The sequence below is a fragment of the Shinella sp. NM-101 genome (assembly GCF_021401195.1).
Classification (GTDB): Bacteria; Pseudomonadota; Alphaproteobacteria; order Rhizobiales; family Rhizobiaceae; genus Shinella.
The window spans coordinates 222,794-241,490 of record NZ_JACBFT010000008.1; the positions used below are offsets into that span (position 1 = coordinate 222,794).

21 protein-coding genes are annotated in these 18,697 nt (G+C 64.5%); 3 read left to right on the plus strand and 18 right to left on the minus strand.

The annotated features are described in order from the left end of the window. Positions 1–6: 6 nt before the first annotated feature. Genes L0976_RS16840 through L0976_RS16875 form a run of 8 tightly spaced genes read right to left on the minus strand, consistent with a single transcriptional unit; the run spans position 7 to position 6,564 of the window. On the minus strand, positions 7–975 hold the full coding sequence (locus tag L0976_RS16840) for a PDR/VanB family oxidoreductase (RefSeq protein WP_234188409.1): 969 nt from the start codon (positions 973–975) through the stop codon (positions 7–9). A gap of 9 nt (positions 976–984) precedes the next feature. Next, positions 985–1,746, minus strand: a complete 762-nt coding sequence (locus L0976_RS16845) for an SDR family NAD(P)-dependent oxidoreductase (protein WP_234188410.1) — start codon at positions 1,744–1,746, stop codon at positions 985–987. Further along, a complete protein-coding gene (locus L0976_RS16850) occupies positions 1,746–2,240 on the minus strand; it encodes an aromatic-ring-hydroxylating dioxygenase subunit beta (RefSeq protein ID WP_203316491.1) in 495 nt (164 codons plus the stop codon). The genes L0976_RS16845 and L0976_RS16850 overlap by 1 nt, the downstream gene beginning before the upstream one ends. Then, the gene (locus L0976_RS16855) at positions 2,237–3,529 is read right to left on the minus strand and encodes a Rieske 2Fe-2S domain-containing protein (RefSeq protein ID WP_234188411.1); all 1,293 of its coding nucleotides are present in this window, start codon (positions 3,527–3,529) and stop codon (positions 2,237–2,239) included. Before L0976_RS16855 ends, L0976_RS16850 begins: the two co-directional genes overlap by 4 nt. Continuing rightward, positions 3,529–3,891, minus strand: coding sequence for a hypothetical protein (locus L0976_RS16860; RefSeq protein WP_203316492.1), 363 nt, complete (start codon positions 3,889–3,891; stop codon positions 3,529–3,531). The genes L0976_RS16855 and L0976_RS16860 overlap by 1 nt, the downstream gene beginning before the upstream one ends. Before the next feature lie 23 nt (positions 3,892–3,914). Continuing rightward, positions 3,915–5,054: an acyl-CoA dehydrogenase family protein gene (locus tag L0976_RS16865; protein WP_234188412.1), complete on the minus strand. Its 1,140-nt coding sequence runs from the start codon at positions 5,052–5,054 to the stop codon at positions 3,915–3,917. Further along, complete coding sequence (locus tag L0976_RS16870; protein ID WP_234188413.1) at positions 5,051–6,244, minus strand: amidase; 1,194 nt, start codon at positions 6,242–6,244, stop codon at positions 5,051–5,053. The genes L0976_RS16865 and L0976_RS16870 overlap by 4 nt, the downstream gene beginning before the upstream one ends. 32 nt (positions 6,245–6,276) lie before the next feature. Further along, on the minus strand, positions 6,277–6,564 hold the full coding sequence (locus L0976_RS16875; protein WP_234188414.1) for a hypothetical protein: 288 nt from the start codon (positions 6,562–6,564) through the stop codon (positions 6,277–6,279). A 121-nt stretch (positions 6,565–6,685) separates the two neighbouring features. Here L0976_RS16875 and L0976_RS16880 point away from each other — a divergent pair, with 121 nt between their 5' ends. Then, positions 6,686–7,252: a nuclear transport factor 2 family protein gene (locus L0976_RS16880; RefSeq protein WP_203316496.1), complete on the plus strand. Its 567-nt coding sequence runs from the start codon at positions 6,686–6,688 to the stop codon at positions 7,250–7,252. Positions 7,253–7,293: 41 nt separating this feature from the next. Here the strand turns inward: L0976_RS16880 and L0976_RS16885 are convergent, their stop codons facing one another. The 5 genes from L0976_RS16885 to L0976_RS16905 all read right to left on the minus strand — a co-directional run bounded on the left by L0976_RS16885 (position 7,294) and on the right by L0976_RS16905 (position 11,435). After that, a complete protein-coding gene (locus L0976_RS16885; protein WP_234188415.1) occupies positions 7,294–7,524 on the minus strand; it encodes a hypothetical protein in 231 nt (76 codons plus the stop codon). A 33-nt stretch (positions 7,525–7,557) separates the two neighbouring features. Continuing rightward, positions 7,558–9,066: an aldehyde dehydrogenase gene (locus L0976_RS16890; RefSeq protein ID WP_234188416.1), complete on the minus strand. Its 1,509-nt coding sequence runs from the start codon at positions 9,064–9,066 to the stop codon at positions 7,558–7,560. 86 nt (positions 9,067–9,152) lie between these two features. After that, positions 9,153–10,013: an intradiol ring-cleavage dioxygenase gene (locus L0976_RS16895; RefSeq protein ID WP_234188417.1), complete on the minus strand. Its 861-nt coding sequence runs from the start codon at positions 10,011–10,013 to the stop codon at positions 9,153–9,155. Beyond that, positions 10,010–11,089 (minus strand): maleylacetate reductase, encoded by a 1,080-nt coding sequence (locus tag L0976_RS16900; RefSeq protein WP_234188418.1) that lies wholly within the window; start codon positions 11,087–11,089, stop codon positions 10,010–10,012. Before L0976_RS16900 ends, L0976_RS16895 begins: the two co-directional genes overlap by 4 nt. A gap of 1 nt (position 11,090) precedes the next feature. Further along, positions 11,091–11,435, minus strand: a complete 345-nt coding sequence (locus tag L0976_RS16905) for a Dabb family protein (RefSeq protein ID WP_234188419.1) — start codon at positions 11,433–11,435, stop codon at positions 11,091–11,093. 199 nt (positions 11,436–11,634) lie between these two features. Here L0976_RS16905 and L0976_RS16910 point away from each other — a divergent pair, with 199 nt between their 5' ends. Continuing rightward, a complete protein-coding gene (locus L0976_RS16910) occupies positions 11,635–12,603 on the plus strand; it encodes a LysR family transcriptional regulator (RefSeq protein WP_203316502.1) in 969 nt (322 codons plus the stop codon). Between the two features lie 10 nt (positions 12,604–12,613). Continuing rightward, positions 12,614–12,997 carry a VOC family protein gene (locus L0976_RS16915; RefSeq protein ID WP_203316503.1) on the plus strand — a complete coding sequence of 128 codons (384 nt, stop codon included), beginning with the start codon at positions 12,614–12,616 and terminating at the stop codon, positions 12,995–12,997. Positions 12,998–13,005: 8 nt separating this feature from the next. Here the strand turns inward: L0976_RS16915 and L0976_RS16920 are convergent, their stop codons facing one another. From L0976_RS16920 to L0976_RS16940, 5 genes are all read right to left on the minus strand, one after another. Beyond that, positions 13,006–14,001 carry an FUSC family protein gene (locus tag L0976_RS16920; protein ID WP_234188420.1) on the minus strand — a complete coding sequence of 332 codons (996 nt, stop codon included), beginning with the start codon at positions 13,999–14,001 and terminating at the stop codon, positions 13,006–13,008. A gap of 39 nt (positions 14,002–14,040) precedes the next feature. Beyond that, positions 14,041–15,336 (minus strand): FAD-binding oxidoreductase, encoded by a 1,296-nt coding sequence (locus tag L0976_RS16925; RefSeq protein ID WP_234188421.1) that lies wholly within the window; start codon positions 15,334–15,336, stop codon positions 14,041–14,043. A 57-nt stretch (positions 15,337–15,393) separates the two neighbouring features. Continuing rightward, positions 15,394–15,816, minus strand: coding sequence for a RidA family protein (locus L0976_RS16930; protein WP_234188422.1), 423 nt, complete (start codon positions 15,814–15,816; stop codon positions 15,394–15,396). A 56-nt stretch (positions 15,817–15,872) separates the two neighbouring features. Beyond that, on the minus strand, positions 15,873–17,012 hold the full coding sequence (locus L0976_RS16935) for a tyramine oxidase subunit B (protein ID WP_234188423.1): 1,140 nt from the start codon (positions 17,010–17,012) through the stop codon (positions 15,873–15,875). A gap of 124 nt (positions 17,013–17,136) precedes the next feature. Next, positions 17,137–18,582, minus strand: a complete 1,446-nt coding sequence (locus tag L0976_RS16940; protein WP_203316508.1) for an APC family permease — start codon at positions 18,580–18,582, stop codon at positions 17,137–17,139. Positions 18,583–18,697: the final 115 nt, after the last annotated feature.

Sequence of the window (18,697 nt, forward strand, 5' to 3'; positions counted from 1 at the left end):
CTCTCCTCACACGTCCAGAACGATCTTCGAGCCGCAGGCGCGCGAGCAGCAGGCACAGATCATGGTGCCCTCCTCCCGCTCATCTTCGGTCAGGAACTTGTCGCGATGATCGGGCTCGCCCTCGATGACATCGGTCACGCAGGTGCCGCAAACCCCTTCCTCGCATTTGACTTCTATCTTCACGCCGGCGCGCGCGAGCGCCTTGGCGATGGTATCGTCCGGCCCCACGGTGACGCTGACGCCCGAGCGTTTCGCGACGACCTCGAAGCCCGCGCCGGATGTGTCGACATCGGCGGAGAAATATTCCCGGTGCACATTGCCCGGCGCATGGCCCACCGCTTCCGCCGCCCCGATCAGCCAGTCCATGAAGCCCTGCGGGCCGCAGACATAGAGATGCGTTCCGGCTGCCGGCCGCGGCAGGTCGCGGGCCGGGTCCAGCCGTTGCTCCGGCGCCTGGTCGTCGAAATGGAAGACCACGCGATCCGCCCAGGGCGCGGCTGCGATTATTGTCCCGAAGGCTGTGACCTCGCTGGAGCGGGTGCAGTAATGAAGCACGAAGTCCCGGCCGAGCGCGTGCAGCCGGCGGGCCATGGCGAGCATCGGTGTCACGCCGATGCCGCCGCCGAACAGGACCGAGGTCGCAGCATCCTCCGCGAGCGGAAAGTGGTTGCGCGGTCCCTCGACGCGGAAGCGACGCCCGGCCTCCGCCAGCCGGTGCACGGCACGAGAGCCACCCCGCGACTTCGGATCGAGCAGGACGCCGATCTCGTAGAAGCCGCTTTCCGCCGGATCGGAGCACAGCGAGTACTGGCGCCAGAGATCGGTGGAAGCATCCTGCAGATGCAGGTCGAGATGCGCCCCCGCCTCGAAGGCCGGCAGGCCGGCGCCGTTGGCACTGACGAGCCGCAGGCGCAGGATATTGCCGGGCTCCTCGATGCGCTCCGCGACCTCCAGTTCAAGTGTTGCCGTTTTCATGATCCACCCTCACCGCATGAATATGCCGCCGTTGACGTCCCAGCACGCACCATTGACGAAGCCGGCTTTCGGCCCTGCCAGCAGTGCGACGAGCTCGGCAACGAAGATCGGGTCGCCAAGCTGACCGACCGGGATGCCGGCAAGCGCCGCCTGCATCTTCTCAGGCGCAATGACCGACCGCACGATAGGTGTGTCCATCGGCCCCGGCGCGATCGCGTTGCAGGTCACGTCAAAGGGCGCGAGGTCCCTTGCGAAGACCTTCGTCAATGTCAGGATCGCCCCCTTGGAGGCGGCATAATGGGCACCGGTTGCCGTGCCGCCGTTCTGGCCGGCGAGCGAGGCGAGGTTGACGATGCGCCCGTATCCGCGCTCCTTGAAATGCCGGCCGAAGATCTGGCTGCCGGCAAACGTGCCGCCGGCATTGGTCGCAAGGATCGTGTTGAAATCCTGCGGATCGATATCCAGGACCGGCTGGACCGCCGTGCGCGCCGCATTATTGACGAGCACCTCGACCGAACCCCAGCGCTCGATGCATTTGTCGAGCACCGTCTGGAAATCCTCCGGCCTGGTGATATCCAGCGTCGCGGTCACCGCCGTTTCTCCGGCCAGATCGAGTTCGGAGGCGAGCGCCGTGCCGGCATCGGCATTGACGGCGGTGATGACCACGCGGAAACCGGCCCTGTGCAGGGCGCGCGCGATATCCGCACCGAGGCCGCGGGCACCGCCCGTCACGACGGCGGTCTGGATCTTTTCAGGAAGCGGGGCCGCCATCAGAACAAATAGCTGAACGAATTCAGCATCCCATCGGAGTTGAGTAGACGGACCACCTTGTTGCGGATACGAAATCCGTCCCCGGTGGCGACGAGCATGTGCCTGACATTGGCGGCCCAGACGCGCTGACGGCCGAACTTGTCCTCGATGAGATGCTCGGCGCTATGCACCGTCACCTCGTCGCCATCCACGGCCTTGATGACGAAACGGGACAGGGTACGCACGGTCTCGGCCGGCGGGGCCGACGAGATCGAAAAGCCCTGCTGGAAACGTGCGATTCGATCGCGTCGCATCTTGTCGTCGTCGTGGCACAGGTTCAGTGCGTTGTCGAAATCCTCGCTATCGCCGATCGGCATCGTGTAGCGGCCGCCCGGCATCCAGAGGCCGAGCCAGGCGTCGTAATCCTTGGCATCGAGCATATCCGCCTCCGACCAGAGGAAGGCGCTCGCCTTGTGCAGCAGTGCCAGGTCGTCGTTCGTCTTGGTCGCGGTCATGCCGACATCATCCTCTTCCACATTGCATAGGCGGCCCGCATGCCGGTCTCCGCGCTGATATGCCCGAGCGGGCCGTCCGGGCCCTGCTGTTCATCGACCATGCCGCGGTTCACGAGGACCGGCAGCGCCTCGCCGCCCTTGGTGCCGCGCTGCACGCGCTCCCAGACCTCGGCGTCATCCGGCGAGCCGAAGCCCATCGGTCCCTGGAAATGCTCGTGCAGGCGCAGGCGCATGCGGTTGGCCGCCGCCGGACCGCCGTCCATGCCGATGGCGATGTGGCGGATATCCGTCCGCTCGACATTGACGGGCGTGAGCACGCGGAAGAAGGCGAGCGAGAAGGACACGTTCGGGAACAGGTTGAGATTGAATCCGGCGCCACCGACGGCGCGCACGATCTTGCGGACCTGGTCCTCCGGGTAGCCTTCCTCGCGCAGTTCCTGCGCCAGCTCGAGGAAGCGTTCGGGGATCGGTTCATCGAGATTCTGGTCGAGATCGACCAGTTCGGGGATCATGACCATGACCGAGTGGCCGTTGCCGAGATCCTCGACATACCCCTTGCCGGTTTCGAGGAAGTTGAAGATCTCCTCCGTCTCGCCGTCGAGCGACTGCATGAAGCTCTTGTGCACGACGGGGAAATGATAGGCGTCGGTGGTGTTTTCGAGCTGGATCTTCCAGTTCATCGGAACGGTGAACTGGTGTTCGCCGAGAACCTTGATCGGGAACCCGCCGCCCTGCTTCATGAACAGGTCGATCCATTTCCTCACCGGCCCGAGGAAATCGGCGAGCGGCTCGATCTCCTCGTTGAACGTGGCGAAGATCATGCCGGCATAACTTTCCGTGCGCAGCCGCAGCAGCCCGTGGCTGTCCTTGCTGAAGTCGTCGCCGTACTGCTCGGGATAGGGCAGCGCGCGCAGCGAGCCGTCAAGGCCGTAGCCCCAGCCGTGATATGGACATTGGAAGGAGGAGGTCTTGCCCTTCTTGACCTCGCAGACCGTGGCGGCGCGGTGGCGGCAGCGGTTGACCAGGACATGCACGACGCCCTTGCGGTCGCGCACCACGATCACCGGTTCCAGCCCGACATTCGACAGCTTGAACGAGCCCTTGTCCGGCAATTCGCTGTCATGGGCGACCCATACCCAGGTGCGGCGGAAGATGCGTTCCATCTCCTCCTTGAAGAGATCGGCATCCTCGTACATCGGCGTGGCGACCTTCGCGTCGGGCGAGTAGAGTGCGTCGAGGTCGCGGAATCTCGGCATGGCGAGCGACATGTCCTTTTCCTTCTTTAGCATCAGAGTTCGGGGATGGTCAGCGCCCGGCCCATGCGGGCCTCGATGCGCATGTATTTCCACAGGCGATGGTCTTCCTCGTCGACGACGATCGTGCGCAGCAGGTTGCAGGCGGCGATCACCGACTGCCGGTCGGGAAAATCGCACAGCATGTACCAGGTCCACGGAAAGGCGGGCGACGTGCCGACCTGCGTCTGGTCGTCATCCAGCGTGCCGAGAACGGAAACGCCTTCGAGCCTGGCGACCCCCGCCATGAAGGCCTGCGTCGCCTGCCAGACGGCACCGATGCGGCTGAAGGGAAGGTCGAAGAAGGCCGGCTGCACGGCAAGGCACAGGAGCGTGCGGATCGGGGTGGGTTCCGACATGGTAAAGTCCTCTCGAGACGCGTTCACGGGTAACCGGGCGGGGTGGGCTGGCCGAAGAGAGCCGCTCCAGCGGCCTGCCAGCTTCCGGCATTGACGAAGGCATGCTGGGCGACGCAAGCCGCGTCGATCATGGCGCGGCCGAGCGGGTGACCGCTGACCATGGCATCCGAGCCGCCGAGCACGAAGGCCAGGCGCGCGGCTTCCGCCCCGTCCTGCGCAGCCTTGGAAGCGGTATAGCGCAGGCGGATATGGGTGGCGGTATCGACCGCGCCATGCGTCTCCATCTGGCGCCAGGCCTCCTCGATCGCGTCGTAGAAGGCCGAGCGAGCGCCGGCCAGCAAACCTTCGGCACGGGCAAAATCGATCTGCACATAGGCGCGGGCCGCCGGGCTCGGTGCGCCGGTGATCGAGGCACGCCGCAGCGCGTCGTCACGCAGCCAGTCGAGCGCGCCGCGGGCCGCACCGAGCGCCACCACCGCCAGGACCTGCGCGGCCAACGCCATGGCCGGATACCGGAAGACAAGGTCGTCGAGCTGCGGCTTGCCGCCACGGATGAAGGTCCATTCCTCCGGCACGATGACGCGATCCACCACGACATCGTGGCTGCCGGTGGCGCGCAGGCCGATCGCGTTCCAGGTCTCCTCGACGACGACCTTGTCGCGCGGCATGACGGCGGTGCGCGGAAGCGGACTGTCCTCGCCCTCCACCCTGATGCCGGCACCGACGATGGAGGCGCCCATGACACCCGAACCCCAGGGCCAGCGCCCCGTGACCTCCAGTCCCCCGGCCGTTCTCACCGCCTTCTGCGGCGGGAACATGCCGCCGGCAAAAACCGTGTCGGGATCCCTGCCGTAAATCGCGGCGTAGGTTTCCGGCGGGAGTGCCGCCAGATAGGTCGCGGAAACACCGAAGCTTGCCACCCAGCCGGCCGAGGCGTCGGCGGCCGAGATCTCCTCGACGAGGCGACAGAAGGCCTGCGGCGTGGCCCCGTCGCCGCCGAAACGCTTCGGCACGAAGGCGCGGTAGATGCCGACGTCCTGAAACTTCCGGACGATATCCAACGGGATATGGCGCAGCGCCTGGAACTCGTTGCGCCGCTCGACGATCTCCGCCTTCAAGGCGGAAAGCGCGGCATCCGTCGCAACAGGCTGGGTGAGATTCATCGCGTCGTTCCTTCCATCTGGAAAATCGCATTTGTTTCTGAGAGCCGGCGGGCGAGCGCGATGAGCCGGGCGTCGTCGCCCTTGCGCCCCACGAGCTGAACGCCGGAAGGCAAGCCGTCCGGCGTGGCGGCAGGCAGGACGATGGCCGGGTGGCCCGAAAGGTTGAACGGCCGCAGGAACCGGGTGAGCGAAAGCACTTTCGAAGGGTCGCCCGCATCGGCCAGAAGCGGCGGCACGAGCGGCAAAGCCGGCGTCAGGATCGCATCGTACCGCGCAAGCACGGCGTCGATCTCGGCGGTGAAGCGTTGCCGCACGTCTTCGGCATGGGCGACATCGGCATCCGTCAACAGCCGTGCGCGCTCCAGCCGGCCGCGCACGTCGGCCCCCAACGGCGCGTCGCTTTCCAGAAGATGGCGATTGGCGGCAAGCGTCTCCCGCCCGATGATCGCAAGACCGGCGGCGAAGGCGTCGTCGAGGAGGGGCAGTTCCACCGTCTCGATCCCGTCGCCAGCGCCGGCGCGCACATTCTCCTGCGCCTCCGTCATCCTGGGATCCACACCCTGGCTCCTGGGATCCGCGCCCTGCCCGATGCCGAGGCGCGCGATCCTCACCTCTTCCTCAACGGTCTCGGGCGTGAAATCAGGGTCGAGAACGCTCATCGCATATTCGACCATCAACAGGCTGCGCGCGAAGATGCCGACGCAATCGAGCGAGCTTTTCGCCGGCAGGACGCCGGTGCGGTCGAGCCGCCCGAAGGTCGGCTTCAGGCCGATGACGCCGCAGCAGATGGCCGGCTGGCGCACGGAGCCACCAGTATCCGTTCCGATCGCGAACGCGACCTCGCCGGCCGCGACGGCAGCCGCCGAACCGGACGACGAACCGCCGGGAATCCGCGCCGGCCATTTGGGATTGAGCGGGGTGCCCTCGAAGGCGTTGATGCCGGTCATGCCGTAGGCGAGCTCGTGCATGCGTGTCTTGCCGACGATGCGACAGCCGGCCTCGAGCAGCCGGCCGACGATGACAGCATTACGAGCGGCGGCGGGTGCATTCGACAGGGCGGCGCAACCGCACCGCGTCGTCATGCCGTCAATGTCGATGCAATCCTTCACCGCGACCAGCGGGCCGGTGCCGGTTCCAAGCGAGAACCGGGCGGCAAATGCGGAGCCGCTGCTGTCAGCCTTGTCAAACATCGCTTTCGTTCCCCGGGTCTATCGCCCAACTTTTATGTGAAAATTACCGTAATGTTTCCTTCTGTCAATGCGCCCGGATCGAAATTCTTGATTTTTATTTTTAATATCAATTGCTTAGGATAAGGCAATGCTTCGCCATCCGGCTTTCCAGCCGGTTCTCTGCCCTGTCTTTTATCCGGGGCTGGCCCCTCGCATTCCTGCTTTTGCGCAACAATAACATGAATATTCATGTAAATTCTTGCAGAGGATGCAAAAGTCTTTTTCGGGTCGCCGGTTCCTGGGCGGGAAAGCGCGTTCAAAGGCCAAAACGGAATAAACACTCTATTTCATGTGATTATTACCGCTTGACGCGACATCCTCGCCCTATAGCCTTGCCGCCGTGAACGTTTGGCCTGCGCTGCTGTGCAGGTGCGCCACAATGAAAGACCGGAGGGAACCGAGATGATCACACAAGCAGACCTCGCGACGCTTGTTCGCCGTATCGAAACACTGGAGGCCGAGGCCGCGATCCGGCGGCTGCAGGCGCGGTACATGTTCCTTTGCGACACGCCCAATCCGGAGTTCGGGGTCGAGGACGACGCCGAGCGCATCGACCTCATCATGCAGCTCTATACCCGGGACGCTGTGTGGGAAGGCGTCGGCGAGTATTACACCAACCAGTTCGGAAAGGCCGAGGGCGCGGACGCGATCCGCCGCCACTTCCAGGGGTTCTGGGGTGGCAAGAAGGATCCGGCACTGATCCTCAACTGCCACTACCTCACCTCGGAGCAGATCCATGTCCACGACAGCGGCGCCACCGCCGACGGACAATGGGTGCACATGCAGCCCTGGCTCTTTTCCGACGGCAAGGCGTTGCTGCGGTCCTCGCGGCTCAACAACACGTTCCGCAAGGAGCCGGACGGCGCCTGGAAGATCACGCGCACCCGTACAGAAAACGTCTTCGTCGCCCCGCTGCCGGCCACCTGGGCATCGGACTACCCGTCGAAATCCGTGCTGATGAAACCCTGACAAGAGCGGGCGGGGCCCGGTTCGTCCGGCCCCGCCGCCCTTCAGTCCCGCCAGAAGGGATGCGCCTTGAGCGCGCCGGTCTGCGCCCCATTGAAATCCGCGCCCGGCTGCTGGGCCAGCACGATGGGCAGGAAGGGATCGGCGACCGCATTTTCCATCCCGGCCAGCGCGGCCAGCACCGCATGGGCGCAGAACGGCACGTAGGCCTCCGAGTAACCGCCCTCCTGGACCATGGCGATACGCCCGGCGCAGAGTTCGTCTGCAAGCCCCACAACGGCCCGTGTCAGGTGAATACGAGCGTCGGCTCAGCGATAGGCGACGCAGACGGACTTGGTCTCGAGGTAGTTGTCGAGGGCTCCCCGCCCATGTTCGCGACCGATGCCGGATTGCTTGAAACCGCCGAACGGCATGTTCTGGTCGGGAATGTTGTGGCTGTTCACCCAGATCACCCCCGCCTTCAGTTTCGGCACGTAGCGCATCACCTTGTTGAGGTCGGTGGTCCACAGCGAGGCGCCGAGGCCGTAGCGCGTGTCGTTGGCGAGGCGGATGCCCTCGTCGGGATCATCGAACGGCGTTACCGCCACGACCGGCCCGAAGACTTCCTCCTGCATCAGCGCCATGTCCTGCCTGACGTCGGTGAAGAGTTCCGGCGCGACGTAGAAGCCCTTGTCAGGCGCGGTGCCGCCGATCAGCGGCCGCGCACCGTCCTCGATCCCCTTGGCGATGCATGCCTTGACATGGGCCTGGTGGCGCGCAGACACGAGCGGGTTCAACTGGTTCCTCGGGTCGAGACCCGAACCAAGCGGCAGGCTGCGCGTGATGCCGGCGATCACCTCGAGCGCCTTGTCGTAGATCCCCCTCTGCAGATAGATGCGTGCGCCGGCACAGCAGGTCTGCCCGGTATTGAAGAAGGTGCCGATGCCCGTCGCAGGCCCGAGCAGATCGAGGTCCATGTCGTCGAACATGACCATCGGCGCCTTGCCGCCGAGTTCCAGCGTCACCCGCTTCATGTCCTGCATCGCCTGAATGCCGATGCGCTTGCCGGTGCCGGTGGAGCCGGTGAACGTAATCTTGGCGACCCCGGGATGGGCGACGAGCGCGGCACCCGCCGTCTCACCCGTACCCGTCACCACATTGACGACGCCTTCGGGCAGGCCCGCCTCAAGACAGATCCGGGCAAGGCGTATCGAGGTGAGCGGCGTTTCCTCCGCCGGCTTCAGGACGACGGTGCAGCCCGCTGCAAGTGCCGGCGCGATCTTCCACGCGGCCATGTTGAGCGGAAAATTCCAGGGCGTGATCGCCGCAACGACGCCTACGGCCTCCTTGCGGGTGAACGCCTGGTAGGACATGCCGGGCGGGATGGGGATGGACACGTCGAGGGTAGAGCCCTCGATCTTCGTCGCCCAGCCCGCCATGTAGCGGAAATATTCCGCCGAGGACTGCACCTCGATCAGCCGGGACAGCATGATCGACTTGCCCTGGTTCAATGTCTCCAGCTGCGCCAGTTCCTCGCCATGCGCCTCGATCAGGTCGGCGATCTTCAGGAGCAGCCCTTGGCGCTGTGCGGGCAGCATTTTCGACCACGGCCCCTCGAACGCCTCCTGCGCGGCGGCAACCGCCCTGTCGATATCGGCAGGTCCGCAGGCCGGCACGCGCGCAAGCACTTCTCCCGTCGCCGGATTATAGACGGGAAATGTCTCGCCCGACTGCGCGGGGCTGGATTTTCCGCCGATCACCGCAAGCGGCGCGGCCAGAAAGGACGTGACGTCGGGACTGACGGTTTCGACAAGGCTGTCGGGCCGGGCTATCTTCATTTCGTTCCCCTTCGCTTTTGCGAATTCTATTTTTCACGTGATTTTGCACATAAAATGCAAAAAGAAAACTGCCGTTTCTCAGTTTTTCAATGCCCTGGCCTGCCCTCGGCATCCGTGCGACACAGCACGAAGTCGAAATGCGCGCGCCAGCTTTCCGTCGGCCTATCGACCTTCTCGAAGGGCACGATGAGCGATTGTTTCACACCGAAGACGGCATCGGAGACGAGATAGGGATCGCCGGCCACGAAGATATGCGTGATCACCCGGCGGTAACCGTTGGCGGTGATCATGAAATGCATGTGCGCCGGGCGCCACGGGTGGCGGCCGAGGGCCGCCAGCATCCCGCCCACCGGTCCGTCGTCGGGAATGGGATAGGAAACCGGCTTGATCCCGCGAAAGGCGTATCGGCCATCCGGACCGGTGCGGAAGATGCCCCTGTTGTTGAAGGCGGGCTGGATGCCGGGTTGCTGGACATCGTAGAAGCCATCCTCGTTGTCCGACCACACGCTGACCAGCGCATCCTCGACCGGGTTGCCGTGGAGATCGACGACGCGCCCCTCGAAAAGGCAGGTCTCGCCCTTGCCGTCGAGGCTGATATTCGCACCCATCTCCCGCTCCGGCGCGCCTTCGACGTGAAAGGGACCGAACACGGTCGTTTCCGTTGCACCGTCGGGCACACGGTTGTTGATGGCGTCGACGAGCATGGAAACGCCGAGCACGTCGGAAAGAAGGATGAATTCCTGACGCGTATCGGTGCAGATCTGGCCGGTGCGGGTCAGGAAATCGATCGCCGCTTCCCATTCCGGTTCGGTCAGCTCGACATCCTTGATAAAGGCATGCAGATGTTCGACCAGGGACGTCATGACCCTGTGCAGCCGGGGTGACGAGACCTCGGTCATCCGCGCATTGACGACGTCCGGCGATCGGTCTTCTGTGAAGTAGTTCATGTCGTCCTCCGATCGACAAGGGGGAGCGCTCCGCCATGGGCGCGCGCGATAAGGTCACGGATCGCATCCCGCTCGAGGGGGCGCGGGTTCCAGTAAGGATTTGCCAGGGCGATCGTCGCCGCCTGTTCTATGCCGCTTTCGGCCATGCCGAGATCGGCAAGACTGCCTGGCGCACCGATCGCGCGCCCCAGGTCCTGAAGCGCGCGGCAGGGCTCGCCGCCGAGAACGGCTTCCAATCGTTCCATGACGCCGGGAAGTGCCGGCGCATTGTAGGCCAGCGCGTGCGGCAGGACCACGGTATGGGTCTCGGCATGCGGCAGATCGAAACTGCCGCCGAGAACGTGGCAAAGCTTGTGGTGCAACGCCATGCCGACCGAGCCGAGACACATGCCGCACAACCAGGCGCCATAGAGCGCATCGGCGCGCGCACCGGCGTTGCGCGGCGCGCGCGCAATGATCGGCAACGAGCGCGCGAGCGCACGTATCGCTTCCAGCGCGAGCGCGCTGACGACCGGGTTTCGGTCGCGCGCATAGAGGGCCTCGACGGCGTGCGCGATGGCATTCATGCCGCTTGTACCTGAGAGAGCCGCCGGCAGATCGAGCGTCAGGTCGATATCGTATATGACCACTTCCGGCAGGACCTTTTCCGTCGTTCGGGTCTTCTTGATGCCGTCCTGCGTCTCGCCGATGATCGGCGTCATTTCCGATCCCGCATAGGTCGTCGGCAGGACGATCTGCGGCAGGTCCGTCCGCAGCGCGATTGCTTTGCCAAGGCCGGTGGTGGAGCCGCCTCCGACCGCGACGATGACATCGACGCCAAGGGATCGCGCCATCTCGGTGGCACGCTCGCTGACCGCAACCGGTGTATGCATGACCGCGCCGGAGAAGATGCCGGCGGCCACGTCTCCAAGGCACATCGCAAGCGCTTCGGCATGGCCGCGCTGCGCGTCGGTCGAAAGCAGCAGCGCGCGCCTTGCACCAAGCCGCGCCACCTCCTCGGGCAGGCGTTCCGACGTGCCGGAACCGAAGATCACGCGGGCAGGCCGGGCGGCGTAGACGAAGTCCTCGACGGCCATTTCAGCGGCCCTCCGGCGTCGGACAGGCATAGTCCACCTGATAGCGAGCGACGCGCACCCCCTCGAGCCGACCGCGGGCCGCAAGATGGGCCGGATGCGTGGCGTAGGAGGCCAGCGCCTCGTCGTTTTCGAACTCCGTGACCAGCACCATGTCGCAGGCATGGGAGGCACGGCTCTCGTCAATGCCGATCTCAAGGTGCATCAAGCCGGGAATCTGTCCGCGCAGGCCTTCGAATGCATGCTTGACCGCAGTAATGCCCGCTTGTCTTTCCGCCGGGGTATCTCCCGCCACGTTCCACATCACGATGTGGCGAACAGGCGCCCTGGGCGAGGCAGGCTCCGCCATGCGGCTTCTCCTTCAAAGCGTTGACCGGTCCAGCCCGGCATCGCCAACCCTGCCATTGCGGAATTACATGATAAATCACGTAATTTGGAAAACATTCTTGCTGGCCCCGCAATAATAGGCCGCACAGCCGGACAGACACTTGATTCAGGTCGGATTTATATGAATATTACCGTTATTGCGCCTATGTCGGGGAGAGACGATGGATCGCTTTCTCGAACTGGAAGTCTTCACACGCATTGCGGAGGAAACGAACCTCACGCGCGTTTCCGAGCTGATGGGACTGTCGGTGTCGGGTGTCAGCCGCTGCCTGACCGGCCTTGAAAATCGTCTCGCCGTACGCCTCGTCCAACGGACGACACGTCAATTGACCTTGACTGCGGAAGGCGAGCGCTTCGCCCACAGTGCACGTGAAATCCTGCACAGCCTCAGCGAGGCGGAAGCCAGCGTCAGCCTGGTTGCCGCGGAACCGCGCGGCACCCTGCGCATCGGCGCCTCCCTGTCCTTTTCACTCCTGCATGTGATACCGGTCATTCAGTCCTTCAAGCGGCAGCATCCGCTCGTCCGCGTTGATCTGCAGGCTTCCAACCGCTATCTCGACATCATCGAAAACGGCCTTGATCTTGCGGTCAGAACGCGGCGTGTCGAAACGGACAGCAGCGTCACGATCCGCAAACTCGCCGAAGTTCCACGCATTCTCACCGCATCGCCGGACTATCTTGCACGCTGCGGTACGCCTGCCGATCCCGCCGATCTCGAACATCATGCCATGCTCCTCTACACGCTATCCGACAACTGGGAGCATCTGGAGTTTACCCGGGGTGAGGTCATGCAACGCCTGCCGGTCGCGGGCGAGCTCATGTCCAATGACGGGCAGTTGCTGCGCAAGGCCGCGCTGGGCGGAATGGGTATCCTCGTACAGCCAGCCTATATCGTCAGCGAGGACGTGCTGGCGGGGCGGCTCGTGCCCGTCATGACCGAATGGCAACTGCCGCGGCTGACGATGAGCGTCGTGTTCCCCTCGCGCTCGCACCTGCCCGCCCGCACGCGCCTGTTCATCGACGCGCTCGTGCGCCACTTCCGCGAAAACGACCTGGAACGGAATTGGCGGGCTCTCTCGACCCATGCAGATCTCCAAGACCGTCTCACACCGCTTCCCCTTGAAAATTGAAAGGACTCCCATGCCGGCGACGCACGCCTATCTCGAACATGCCGCCTTTCATGTGCGCGCCATCGCCCCGCACATCGCTTTCTTTCGCGATGTCCTCGGCATGACGGTGACGCAGATCGACGGCACTCTCGAGGCTCCGAAACAGGCTTGGCTGCTTGGGGGCATACAGCTGATCGAGGCTCCTGACTTCGCCGGACCGGAGGGCCGTTTCGGCCATCTCGGCATCGTCTGTTCAGATGTCCCGGCCGCGATCGAAGCGGCCCTTGCCCATGGTGCGCGTGCCACCGCGAAGGGCGCCCATTGGCTTGAGCTGGCCGATGGGCTGCTGCTCGAATTCCTGCCCGAAAAGAAGGGTGCCGTCAGCATCGTGCGGGACCTCGATCCCCGCATCTGAGGGCGCGCCTAGCGCCTTTCCGCGGGCAGCAGGCGGCCGGAGACGCTGACCGCGGCGGCAGCGCACACCACCGCAATGCCTGCCAGCGTCACCTCGGCGGTGCCATGACGCCAGGCGCCCACTTCCGAGACGATCAGGAAGCACATATTGGCGTCGAGGCCGTAGGATGCCGTGCGAGGCCAGGCACGCAGGAAAGCGCCGGCGAGCAGGAAGCCTGCTGTGAGAAGGACAGCGGCCTGCCTCGCCTCAGCCCCCGCACTCTTCAGCAGGAAGAGATAGGCGATGGAGGCGCAAACGCCCAGCAGGACGGCCGGCACGAGCAACGATGCGATCGGCCGCGGATCCGGTGCGCTGGAAAGGATCATGGAATAGACGATCAGCGTCATTGCGCCGGCGAGAATGTCGAAGCGCGGGAAAGCGATCACAGCGGCGGCGGCGCAAACCGACATGGCGCAGCAATAGGCGAACCGCAGCAAGGCCTTGCGCGCCCGCCCCTCCATTACACGCATCGGCGCCTGTCCGACCCGGCGCGGGGTGAATGCGAAGGTGGCTGCCGTCACGCAAGCCACTCCGATCAGGGTGCAGAAAATGCGATCCACCGCCGCTGCGACAGGGTCGATCCCCGTCGCGGCGGAGAAACCGGAAAAGCCTGGAAGAAGCACGACGAAGAGCGTCACGCCGGCCATAAAGGCGCCGTAGCTCATGACCGTGCCGATCCAGTAGGCAAGAGCCGCAGCACATCCCACGCCGAGGGCAAGAACGAGCGCGGTCAAGACGTCGGGGAGCCCAAGCCGGACGACGGCAAGCGCAAGGGCGGCACCGGCCAGCGTGCCGATGATGCGCAGCACGGCGCGCAGAACCAGATCCTCGCGATAGGCCTGCTGCACCACCCAGACCGGCATCGCCGCCCAGTAGGGATTGGCCAGATCGAGCCACCGGGCGAGCGCCAAGGCAAGGGCCGCAGCCACAAACAGTTGCAGTGCGAGGAAGACGGTCTGGCGCACGACTGCATCCTCCTTCTGGCCGAACGGGACGGTCCCCGCTCAGGCGAAACGTTCGAGCCTGTAGGGTTTCGGGTCCACGATCGGGTCGCTGCCGGTGATGAGATCGGCGGCGAGCTGGCCGGCGGCCGGGGAGGTCCCGAAGCCATGGCCGGAGAAACCCGAGGCGACCGTGAAGCCCGGAATTTTCGCCACGGGAGCTATGACCGGTAGCGAATCCGGCGTGATGTCCATCATGCCTGCCCAGACCTCCTCGATCACCGCATTGGCGAACAGGGGCCACGCCGCCGTCAGATTGCGCATCGCCTCGGCATTGATTGCGGCATCGGGCGCGGGGTCCATGGTCCGGACGCGTTCGAAGGGCGAGATCGACGTCGCGCCCCACCGGCGCGGCATGGCGATATCCTTCAGGGAATCCCGGCCGAGGCTGATGCGCAGCAGGGAGCGCTGGCCGCGCAGCATATGCAGATAGCGCATGCCGATGAGAAAATGATCGAGGAGCAGCGGCGCCCCGAGCGCACCGCGCTGCGTGATCGTGTAGCCGCCGTCAAGGCGCTTGCGGAAGGAGAAATCCGGGCCGCCCACCGCGATCTCCGTCGGCCCATCCATCTGGGCCGTGCGGATGACCGACGAGATCAGCGGCAGCGTCGGGAGAAAGACACCGAGGTTTCCCAGGAACTTGCGCGACCAGAGACCACCGGCCAGAAGGACATGGTCGCACCGGATCGCGCCCTGTTCCGTCACGACGCCATCCACCCTTCCGGCAGAGAGCGAGAGTGTGCGGACAGCACAATTCTCGACGATGACCGCCCCCTTGCGGATCGCGGCATTCGCGATGCTGGAGGCTGCGAGCGTCGGCTCGGCGCGCCCGTCGGACGCGGTGTATATGCCGCCGGCCCATTCACCCTGCCCGCCGGGCACCAGCGCATCGATCTCCTTCGCGCTCAAGAGCCGGGAATCGAGCGATAGCTGGCTGACCGTTTCCATCCATTGTTCATGCATCGCCATTTCGGCTTCGGTGCGGGCGAGATACATGATGCCGGCCTGCCGGTAGCCGACATCCCTGCCGATCCGCTCCGGCATGGCCGACCACAGGCGATCCGCCGCGAGCGACATCGGCACATCGGGCGCCGAACGCCCCATCTTGCGCACCCAGCCGAGATTGCGGGAGGATTGCTCGGCCCCAGCCCGCCCCTTCTCCAAGACCACGACGGGAAGCCCGCGCTCTGCCAGCGTCAGCGCGGCGGTCAGCCCCACGATGCCTGCCCCGATCACCACCACGGTCGTGGATGCCGGAAGGACGGTGGAATTTTGGATGGGAAGCTGTGCGGGGGACATGGACGGGTTCCGTGAAGGGTTGGGCGTATGCGCTGCGATGCCGCCGCCGTTAAGGGGTCAGAGCGAGATGGTCAGCTTTTCGGTGTCGGCCGTCGAGGCACCGCGAAAGGCCGTGACCTCGATCTCGACCTTGTAGACGGTCGATCCGAGCGGCGGGCAAGTGACGGTGCTGGCGGGATCGATGCCCCGGAACATCTCGCCGACAATCGTCATGACGGCATGGGTATCGGCAGGATCCTGAATGAAAACGCGCGAGGCGACCACGTCGGCAAGGGTCGCGCCGACGGCGGCGAGAGCTCGCGCCATATTCGCGAAGACCTGCCGCGTCTGCTCGACCACGTCCTCCGGTATTTCCTTCGTCTCGGGATTGCGGCCGGCGGTATTGGACAAGAAGATCCAGTTGTCGACGGCGACGATACGCGAGTAGCTGCCATGGTCCTCGAACCTGGACCCCGTCTTGATCTTTACGATCTTGGTCATCTCAACTCCATCTATGGGATGCGGCACAGGCCGGGATGGCCTGCGCCCGGGAAGAATCAGCGCAGGACCGGCACGTCCCACAGGTTCAGCTTGACGCCGATGCCGCGCTCGATGGCATTGCGGTAGACGACGGTGCCCCAGGCCACGTCCTCGACCGGCATGCCGCCGACCGACATGATGATGATCTCATCGTCGTTCCGGCGGCCCGGTGCATCGCCTGCGACAATCTTGCCGATATCCTCGAGCTGATCGCGGCTCATCTTGCCCTCGGCGATCATGTCCATGAACTTCACGCCGATGATCGGCACATGCACATGCGCAGGCTTCGGCAATTCGTGGAACCAGGCGTCGTAGAGACCGGTATTATCAACCACCTTGCGCACATCCGGCAGCTCCATGCCCTCATCGATATTGCAGAGCGCGGGCATGGCGAGGAACGTGCCGGGGCTGACCCATTCGCGCTTGACCATCGGGTAGGTGGACGGGTCGCCCACCGCTCCGGAATTGCAATAGGTCACGAGGTCGCTGTCGCGGACCACGGCCTCGATACTGTCGACGATCTCCACCCTGGTCACTTGTGGATAGGTTTCCTTGAGCCAGGACAGGAAACTGTCGAGGCTCTTCTGGCCGCGACCCTTGACCTTCACCGTATCGATGTTCGGGCAGGCGGCGATGAAGGCGGCAAGCGTGGTCTTGGCCATGACGCCCGGGCCGAGCACGCCGACGACGCGGGAATCCCTGCGCGCCAGATGCCGCGCACCGACGCCGGGAATGGCGCCCGTGCGATAAGCCGACAGCAGGTTCGCCGACATGAAGGCGAGTGGCGCACCGGTATCGGCGTCATTCAGACAGAACATCAGGATCGAGCGCGGCAGCCCCTTCCCGCGGTTCTCGATATTGGAGCCGTACCATTTCATGCCGGCCGTGCGGAAACGGCCGCCGAGATAGGCGGGCATTGCCATGAAACGGCGGTCGGCGGTCGGCTTCGGCATGTCGGGAAAGGGAGAGTTTTCCGGAAAGCTGATCGCCGCGCCGTGCGAATCGCTGTTCGGGCCGGCCATGCGGTAGTCGCCGTGGTAAAGCAGGCCGAACATTTCCTCCATGGCATCGACGCAACCCGGCATGTCTGTGACGCCGGCGCGGATCATGTCCTGCTCGGACAGATAGACGAAGTCGATCTTTGTATTCTCGGTCATCGGGTTTCTTTCGTTTTGGCATGGGGGTGCCGTGCGCGGACCATGCTTGCCGCATCCGCACCGCATCAGGTCGAGCGAACCGCCGCCGAAGGACAGCGGTTCTGTTTTGTGTTTGTGGTCCCGTCTATTCCTCGAAGACCTTGCCGAGCGCCGCGTAGCGGGCCGGGTCGGACTTGCGGATGCGCATGGCGAAGGCGATGCCGCCAAGGCCCGTCAGCGCGACGATGAACGGGAAGGAATTCACGACGATGTTCGATGCCCCGGCGAGAAGCTCGAGATTGGAGATCACCAGGAACAGCGCTCCCACGAGACCGATGAAGGCAAGCGCCGGCGCGATTGCGGTCTGCCAGACGCCGTGACCACGCTTGTCGGACCGGAAGAACAGGATGATGGCGATACAGACGATGGCCTGGACGCTGAGGATGCCGATGACCGTGAGCGCCGACATGTAGGAGAAGACCACGGCGAAGGGATCCTGCCCGGCAAAGGCAAAAGCGGCAATCACCGTGGCGGCGATGGCGGATTGCAGCATGCCCGCGATGTAGGGCGAACCATGCCGGGTGTGAACGCTGCCGAGCGCGCGGAACGCCAGGCCTTCGCGGCCGAGCGCGAAGAAATAGCGGTTGAGCGTGTTGTGGAAGGACAGCACGCAGGCGAACAGGCTGGTGATGAGCAGGATGTTCATGGTGAGCGCCGACCAGCCGCCAAGCACATGCGTCGCCGCATCGAAGTAGAAGCTGTCGAGCGCACCGGCGGCGACCGACTGCACCTTGCCCGGTCCGTAGTGGAGCGTGATGGCCCATGTCGAGAAGGCGTAGAAGATCGCGATCAGCAGGACCGAGATATAGGTCGCCCTCGGGATCGTTTTCTCCGGCTCGCGTGCCTCCTCGCCGAAGATCGCGGTCGCCTCGAAGCCGATGAAGGAGCCGACGACGAAGACCAGCGAAACGCCAAGGCCCGTCGAGAACACCGTTTCCGGCGCAAAGGACGTGAAGCTCATGCCTTCCGGACCGCCGCCGGCAAGAACGATGCCGAGGTCGAGCAGCAGCAGGATGACGATTTCCGCCAGCATGCACACGCCGAGAATGGCGCCGGAAAACGAGATGTTGCGCTGGCCGGAGAAGTGCACCACGACCAGGAAGGCGAGAGACCAGAACCACCAGGGAAGATCGAGACCGAGACCGGCCGCGGCGCCTTGCGTGAACAGGCCGAGCAGGCCGTAGACCGCGATCTGCACCGAGCTGTAGGTCAGGAGCGCCATGAACGCCCCGCCGACGCCGGCCGGCTTGCTGATGCCGTGCGTGATGTAGGTATAGAACGCGCCGGCTCCTCCGATATGGCGGCTCATGGTCGTAAAGCCGACGGAGAAGATCAGATAGAGAAGGCCCGCGAGCACGAAGGCCCCCGGAACGCCGGCCCCGTTTCCGAAGGCGAAGGCCGGCGGCGTGGCACCGACGACGGCGGTGAGCGGCGCAGCCGCCGCCACGACGAAAAAGACGATATGGGATATGCCCACGGAATTACCGGCCAGGCGCGTTACCGGCGCCGGCATGCTCGCTTCGACAGTCATTTCGAACCCCTCACGGTTTCTTGCTTATTCGCAAAAGATAGGGGGCTATGCCGCGCAACCATATTGCCAAGCATGACAGACATTTGATAATTTGCGTCAATCATCACGTTAATAA

What these genes read in the sequence shown, in the direction of transcription:
- L0976_RS16840 (WP_234188409.1), bottom strand. Translation starts at nt 975, where the DNA reads ATGAAAACGGCAACACTTGAACTGGAGGTCGCGGAGCGCATCGAGGAG.
- L0976_RS16845 (WP_234188410.1), bottom strand. Translation starts at nt 1,746, where the DNA reads ATGGCGGCCCCGCTTCCTGAAAAGATCCAGACCGCCGTCGTGACGGGC.
- L0976_RS16850 (WP_203316491.1), bottom strand. Translation starts at nt 2,240, where the DNA reads ATGACCGCGACCAAGACGAACGACGACCTGGCACTGCTGCACAAGGCG.
- L0976_RS16855 (WP_234188411.1), bottom strand. Translation starts at nt 3,529, where the DNA reads ATGCTAAAGAAGGAAAAGGACATGTCGCTCGCCATGCCGAGATTCCGC.
- L0976_RS16860 (WP_203316492.1), bottom strand. Translation starts at nt 3,891, where the DNA reads ATGTCGGAACCCACCCCGATCCGCACGCTCCTGTGCCTTGCCGTGCAG.
- L0976_RS16865 (WP_234188412.1), bottom strand. Translation starts at nt 5,054, where the DNA reads ATGAATCTCACCCAGCCTGTTGCGACGGATGCCGCGCTTTCCGCCTTG.
- L0976_RS16870 (WP_234188413.1), bottom strand. Translation starts at nt 6,244, where the DNA reads ATGTTTGACAAGGCTGACAGCAGCGGCTCCGCATTTGCCGCCCGGTTC.
- L0976_RS16880 (WP_203316496.1), top strand. Translation starts at nt 6,686, where the DNA reads ATGATCACACAAGCAGACCTCGCGACGCTTGTTCGCCGTATCGAAACA.
- L0976_RS16890 (WP_234188416.1), bottom strand. Translation starts at nt 9,066, where the DNA reads ATGAAGATAGCCCGGCCCGACAGCCTTGTCGAAACCGTCAGTCCCGAC.
- L0976_RS16895 (WP_234188417.1), bottom strand. Translation starts at nt 10,013, where the DNA reads ATGAACTACTTCACAGAAGACCGATCGCCGGACGTCGTCAATGCGCGG.
- L0976_RS16900 (WP_234188418.1), bottom strand. Translation starts at nt 11,089, where the DNA reads ATGGCCGTCGAGGACTTCGTCTACGCCGCCCGGCCTGCCCGCGTGATC.
- L0976_RS16905 (WP_234188419.1), bottom strand. Translation starts at nt 11,435, where the DNA reads ATGGCGGAGCCTGCCTCGCCCAGGGCGCCTGTTCGCCACATCGTGATG.
- L0976_RS16910 (WP_203316502.1), top strand. Translation starts at nt 11,635, where the DNA reads ATGGATCGCTTTCTCGAACTGGAAGTCTTCACACGCATTGCGGAGGAA.
- L0976_RS16915 (WP_203316503.1), top strand. Translation starts at nt 12,614, where the DNA reads ATGCCGGCGACGCACGCCTATCTCGAACATGCCGCCTTTCATGTGCGC.
- L0976_RS16925 (WP_234188421.1), bottom strand. Translation starts at nt 15,336, where the DNA reads ATGTCCCCCGCACAGCTTCCCATCCAAAATTCCACCGTCCTTCCGGCA.
- L0976_RS16930 (WP_234188422.1), bottom strand. Translation starts at nt 15,816, where the DNA reads ATGACCAAGATCGTAAAGATCAAGACGGGGTCCAGGTTCGAGGACCAT.
- L0976_RS16935 (WP_234188423.1), bottom strand. Translation starts at nt 17,012, where the DNA reads ATGACCGAGAATACAAAGATCGACTTCGTCTATCTGTCCGAGCAGGAC.
- L0976_RS16940 (WP_203316508.1), bottom strand. Translation starts at nt 18,582, where the DNA reads ATGACTGTCGAAGCGAGCATGCCGGCGCCGGTAACGCGCCTGGCCGGT.